This is a genomic window from Clostridium sp., from assembly GCF_021443865.1.
Taxonomy (GTDB): Bacteria; Bacillota; Clostridia; order Clostridiales; family Clostridiaceae; genus Clostridium.
In genome coordinates this window covers 7796-14614 of sequence record NZ_JABUTB010000048.1, presented here as the reverse complement: position 1 = coordinate 14614, position 6819 = coordinate 7796, and the positions used below count along the sequence as shown (strand labels likewise).

Sequence of the window (6819 nt, the reverse complement as noted above, 5' to 3'; positions counted from 1 at the left end):
TTTGAAGCTTCTTGTGAAATTACTGTGAAAAATGAAGAAAAACCTACAATACCTACAGATCCAACTAATCCAAATACACCAACAATACCAGGAGAAGGAAATATAGTAGAAAAAATAGAAAATCCTAATGGTAAAAATGAAGTAGTAATAACTAATCCATCAAATGAAATTAAACTTGAAATAAAGGATATTGAAGCCATTAAATCTGGAAATGGATATTTAGAAATTAAAAATGGAGAAAATATTATAACATTACCATTCTCTTTAATAGATAAAGATTTATTAAAAGAGGGTTCAAGTATAATTTTTGAAATGAAGGTTAGTGAAGATACAAGTATTACTTCTGGAATTAAAGGAGTTAAAAAAGTATTTGAATTTAACTTATATGTTAAAAATGGAAATGAATCAACTAGTATTCATAATTTTAAAAATGGAGTTGCAACTATAAAAATCAAGTTATCAGATGAAGATTTAAAGGGATTAAATAAAAATAATTTAGCTGTATTCTATTATAATGAAAGTACTAAAAAGTTTGAGGAGTTAGAAACATCTATAAATGGAAATGAAGTAACATTTAAAACATCTCATTTTAGTAAGTTTATAATTGCAGAAAAAGTTAAAAATGAAAGTGGAGTAACATTACCAGCTACAGGAGGTAATAATCCAAGTTATTTATTAATTTTAGCAATAATTATGGTAGGGATTGGGAGTATAATAATAACTTCAAGAAATAAAAAAATTAAAACTAATTAAATATAAATGGACTGCCGATTTTTATCGGCAGTTTTTTATATTTAATTAGATATTAAGTAAATATAATGTATAAAATTGTGGTAATTATTTGAAAACTTTATAGATATAAAGTATATAATGCGACAGAAAATAAATTTTGGTAATGATAGAATAAATACAATGCTGAACCAATATGCTAAATTAGAGAGCTCATAATTTTAGAATTAATATAATACGCAATGTCTTTAATCCAGTGTAGTAGTAAATGTAAATTTATTTACTAGAATAAATCTAGACACTTTAAGGGGGTAGATATATGAGGGTATGAAGATAGTTTTTATATTTAACATTATAATACCATTAAAGATTATTTAGGGGGATGAAAATGAAAAAGCTGTTAAAAAGCAAATTTTTAAGTTCGTTTTTAGCATTTACTATGATGCTAGGACTAATAACAGTTCCTGTAAAGGAAGTTAAAGCTGAAGTAGCTTCATATGTAGTAATAAGTGAAGCTTATGGTGGGGGAGGAAATGCTGGAGCAAAGTATACTCATGATTTTATTGAATTATATAATCCAACAGATCAAGACATAAATATAGATGGATGGCAGGTTCAATATGCTTCTGCAACAGGAGATTTTGGGAGTTCCAATAATACTAAATTAAGTGGGATAATAAAGGCAAAAGGATACTTTTTAGTTCAACAAGGTAAAGGTACTGGTGGAACTGAAGCCTTACCTACACCAGATAATGTTGGTTCAATAAATATGGGGGGGGCAAGATTTAAAGTACAACTTTTAGATAAAGACAACAGTGTAGTGGATTATCTAGGAGTTGACTCTACTGTATTTGAAGGTGAAGGACCAGCACCAGTAATTTCTAATAGTACAAGCGCTCAGCGAAAAGATAACGATGGTTCTAGTAATGGAGTTACAAATGGTTGGGATACAAATAACAATTCAAAGGATTTTTATAGTAAAGAACCTACACCAAGAAATTCAAGTTATTCATCAAGTATAATAATAGTCGAGTTATCTGCTTTAAAAGTTGATGAAAATATTAGTTTGGAAATTGGAGAAACTAAAAAGTTAACTGTAGGATATGAACCTGAAAATACTACTGAAAAAGCTATAAAATTTGAAAGCCTAAATCCAGAATTTGTTACTGTTGATAATGAAGGCAATATCACTGCAATCAAAGAAGGAGAAGCTACTATAAAAGTAACATCAACAGTAAAAGAAAACATATCTGTTGAAACTAAGATTTTAGTAAATAAGGCTACAGATAAAAAAGGACCAGAAATAACTGATATTTATCCAGGAGAAAATGAAAATTTAGGAAATTTAAGAAGACCTGAAATTAAGGCTACATTAACTGACGAATCAGGAGTTAATAATGATTCAATAAAGTTGTATTTAAATGATAATAATGTAACCGCTAACATTACTGGCAATGTAGTTAGTTATAAAGTTAATGAAGATTTAGAAGATGGATATTATACTGTTAAAATTGAAGCAAAAGATTCTTTAGGGAATTCTTCTGAAAGAGTATGGAAGTTTAGGGTAGGAGAAGTAACTAAAAACTTATTTTTTGGACAATTACATTCTCATACTAATTTATCAGATGGAACAGGAACTGTAGATGAAGCGTATAAATATGCAGAAAATACAGCTGGTGTTGACTTTTTAGCAATAACAGATCATTCAAATTGGTTTGATAATGATACTAAAGCAAATATTGCAGATGGATCAGCTAGTACAAAGTGGAAAACTGGAAGAGATGCAGCAAATAAATATAATAAAGATGGAAAATTTATTGCAATCTATGGATATGAAATGACATGGTCTGGATCAACTGGTGGCTATGGACATATGAATACCTTTAATACAGAAGGTTTTGAAACAAGAAGTAATAGTAAAATGGATCTTAAAAACTATTATAATTCTTTAAAAACACAACCACAATCATTGTCACAATTTAATCATCCAGGAAAAACATTTGGGGATTTTAGTGATTTTGCTCATTATGATAAGGAAATAGATAAAGTTATAAATTTAGTTGAAGTTGGAAATGGTGAAGGAGACATAAGAAGTTCAGGATATTTTCCTTCTTATGAGTATTATACAAGGGCTCTAGATAAGGGGTGGCATGTAGCACCAAGTAATAATCAAGATAATCATAAAGGTAAATGGGGAAATGCTAATACAGGAAGAACAGTTATAGAAGCTTCAGATCTTACAAGAGATTCAATTTATGATGCTATAAGAAATATGAGAGTATATGCAACTGAAGATGAAAATTTAAGAATTTCATATGAAGTAAATAATAATACTATGGGAACAATTTTACCTAAAACAAATAATTTAGATTTCGAAATTAATGTTGAAGATGAAGATGCCGGAGACAATATAAAGAAAATATCTATTATTGGAGATGGCGGAAAAGTTGTAAAATCTATAGACAATATAAATTCAACTAATAAAAAGTGGGAATTTTCTTTAGATCAATCAGTAAGTTCATATTACTATGTAAGAGTAGAACAAAGTGATAGGGATATAGCTGTAACTGCACCAGTATGGGTTGGAGAAAGAGAAAATTTTGGAATATCTACAGTTGATAAAGATAAAGAGGTATTATTAGCTGAAGAAGACTTTAATATAGAAACTAATATTTACAATAATGAAGGAAGCCCAGTAAATAATATTAAAATTGAATATTTTAAAAATGATGAAGTAGAACCTATGAGGTCAGACATTATTAATAGCATAGCAGCAGGAGGAACATTTACTGCAAAACTACCATATAAGTTTGATAATCCTGGACAATATTCCTTTACTGTAAAGGTGTCTGCTACAATTAATGGTGCTCTAAAAGAGTTTACATCCTCAATTAATATTGATGTTTTAGGATCAAATGAAGTATCAACAGTAGTTATAGATGGAGCACATCAAAATCAATATGTTACTGGTGATTATTCAGGTAAAGTTACAACTTTAACTGCTTTAATGGCTCAAAATAATATTAAGGCTGTAATTAATACTGAAAAAATTACTGATAAAGTATTGGAAAAGGCATCCTTGCTAATATTATCAGATCCACAAAGTACAAGTAATACAGCTTATGGATTAGAACCACATAAGTATGATAAGGATGAACTAGATGCAATAGCTAGATTTGTACAAAGAGGTGGAAATGTTGCAATAACATCCAAGGCAGACTACAAAGATGCTACTGGGGAATATGGAAATGCAAGCCAAGGTAATTCAGTACTTGAAGCAATAGGTGCGAAGATAAGATTTAATGATGACCAAGCTACTGATGATAATAATAATGGCGGACAAGCATATAGATTATATTTCACTAATTATAACACAGATAGCGCTTGGTTAAATGGAATTGACACAAGTAAGAAATATAGTTTCTATAGTGGTTCAACATTAGTAATGCCAAATAATATGGCTAATATAGATGTATTAGTTAGAGGACATGAAACCACTTATGGAAGTGATTCAGATAATCAAAAAGACAATGTTACAATTGAAAAAGGAAAAGTTGTAGGACTAGCAGTTGAAACTTTAAATAGTGGATCAAAAGTATTTATATCTGGTGCAACATTCTTCTCAAATTTTGAAATGGATGGATTAGATTATTCTAATTATCAAATAACTGAGAAGATGTTAAAAGAATTATCACCAGTGCCTGAAATACCTTTAAGTAAAATAGCTGATGTTAGAATAGATAGTAATAATGATAATATACCAGATAGATTTGGTGAAACTGTACTTGTAGAAGGATATGTAACAGCAGCATCTAATGCAGCAGCGGTTGGAAATTCATTCTTTGACGTAATATATATTCAAGATGAAACAGCTGGATTAACTGTATTTGGAGTTTCAAATTTAAATATAAAGCTTGGTCAAAAGGTTAGAATAAAAGGAAAAGTTTCATCATATTTAAATGATGCACAAATAGCATTAAAAAATGAAAATATAGATGTGAAAATAATTGATGAAAGTATAAACTTAGTTGAAGCTACTAAACTTTCAACTAAAGATAGTATGCTAGAAGAAAAAGAAGGTCTTTTAGTTAAGGTAGAAGGAAAAGTAACTAGAATTCAAGGACAAAATATTTTTGTGGATGATGGTTCAGGTGAATCAAGAGTTTATGTAGAAGGATATATAAGAAGTAGTGAAAGTCCTGGAATTGATGATGAATGGAAGTCTAGAGTTAAGGTTGGGGATACTGTATCAGCAATAGGATTAGCATCTGAAGATCCTGAAGGTCATAGATTAAGAGTTAGGGATTCAGCAGAAATTAAAGTGTTAAAAAATAGAGATATAGAGATAACTTTATTCCATACAAATGACACTCATGGAAGAGTAAAGGTTGATAAAGATACTATAGGAATAGATGTTATATCTCAAATTAAGAAAAATACACCTAATTCACTTCTTTTAGATGCAGGGGATACTCTTCATGGACTACCTTTTGCAACACTAAAGAAAGGTGCAGATATTATTAATTTAATGAAGTTAGCAGGATATGATGCAATGACACCAGGAAATCATGACTTCAATTATGGATATGAAAGATTGGTAGAATTAGCAGAATTGGCAAAAGAAGGAGAAGATGGATTCCCTATAATTTCAGCTAATACATTTAATAAAAACGATTCTTTAATTGATAAGAATATTATTAAAGAAGTAGATGGAGTTAAAATAGGTATATTTGGACTATCTACTGAAGAAACAGCATATAAAACTAATCCGAATAATGTAATAGGAATAACGTTTAGAGATCCAATAGCAGCAGCAAAAGAACAAGTTAATGAATTAAAAGAAAAAGGTGCAGATATTATAATTGCTTTAGCCCATATTGGATTAGATGAATCAAGTCAAGTAGTAGCTACTATGATAGCAGATTCTGTTGATGGAATAGATGTAATAATAGATGGTCATAGTCATAGTACTTTAAAAGAAGGTATAACTACAAAAAATGGAACACTAATAGTTAGTACAGGAGAATATGAAAAGAGTTTAGGTAAAGTAGTTATTACATTAGATAATACTTCTAAAAATTTAATTAGCAAAAAAGCTAGTTTAATAACTAAGGATGATACTTTAAATTTTGAAGCAGACAGTATTGTAACTAATAAAATAAAAGAAATAGATGAAGAGCAAAATGAGTTTTTATCAAGGGTAGTTGGAAATTCAAAGGTTAATTTAGAAGGAAGTAGAGAATTATCAAGAACTCACGAAACAAATTTAGGTAATTTAATTACAGATGCTATGATAAATGAGACAGGTGCAGAAATAGCTATTACTAATGGTGGAGGAATACGTGATAGTATAAATGTAGGAGAAATCACTAAGGGAGAAATAGTGAAGGTCCTTCCATTTGGAAATTATATAGTTACTAAAGCACTAAAAGGAGCTCAAATTAAGGAGATTTTAGAACATGGAATTAAAGCTTATCCATCATCAGCTGGACATTTCCCACAAGTTTCAGGTTTAAGTTTTGTATTTGATGAATCAAGAGAAGTAGGAAATAGAATAGTTGGAATAACTATAAATGGAAAACCAATAGATATGGATAAAGTATATGTTGTTGCTACAAATGATTTTATGGCAGTTGGAGGAGATGAATATCCTAACTTCTCTAAAGTACCAACATTAAATGAATATAAATCATTAGAAGAAGCTTTAGAGTCTTATATAAATGAGATAGGTGATGTAGAGTATTCAATTGAAGGAAGAATTAATGTAGGAAAAAATACTGCACCAATTATAAAGGCTAATGACATTACTTTAAATTTAGGAGATAAATTTGATCCATTAAAAGATGTTATTGCAATAGATAATGAAGATGGAAATGTAACAGAATGGTTAAAGATTATTAATAATACTGTAGATATAAATAAAGCAGGTAGTTATAAAGTTGTATATGAAGTTAAAGATAGTGTAGGTGAATTAACAAAACTAGAAATTAAAGTTATAATTCAAAAAACTCAAGTGCCAGAAGAAATAAAAGTTACAGGAGTAAGCTTAGATAAAACATCAGCAGAATTAAAGATAAATGAAAGCATAGA

The 6819-nt window shown here is 29.1% G+C and carries 2 protein-coding genes; both read left to right on the top strand.

From position 1 onward, the window contains the following. The coding region (locus tag HUJ77_RS09675; RefSeq protein WP_291708380.1) for an LPXTG cell wall anchor domain-containing protein at nucleotides 1-753 on the top strand (753 nt) is incomplete at its 5' end. Between the two features lie 364 nt (nucleotides 754-1117). Beyond that, nucleotides 1118-6819 (top strand): 5'-nucleotidase C-terminal domain-containing protein (locus HUJ77_RS09670; RefSeq protein WP_291708379.1); only part of this gene is annotated, 5702 nt, incomplete at its 3' end.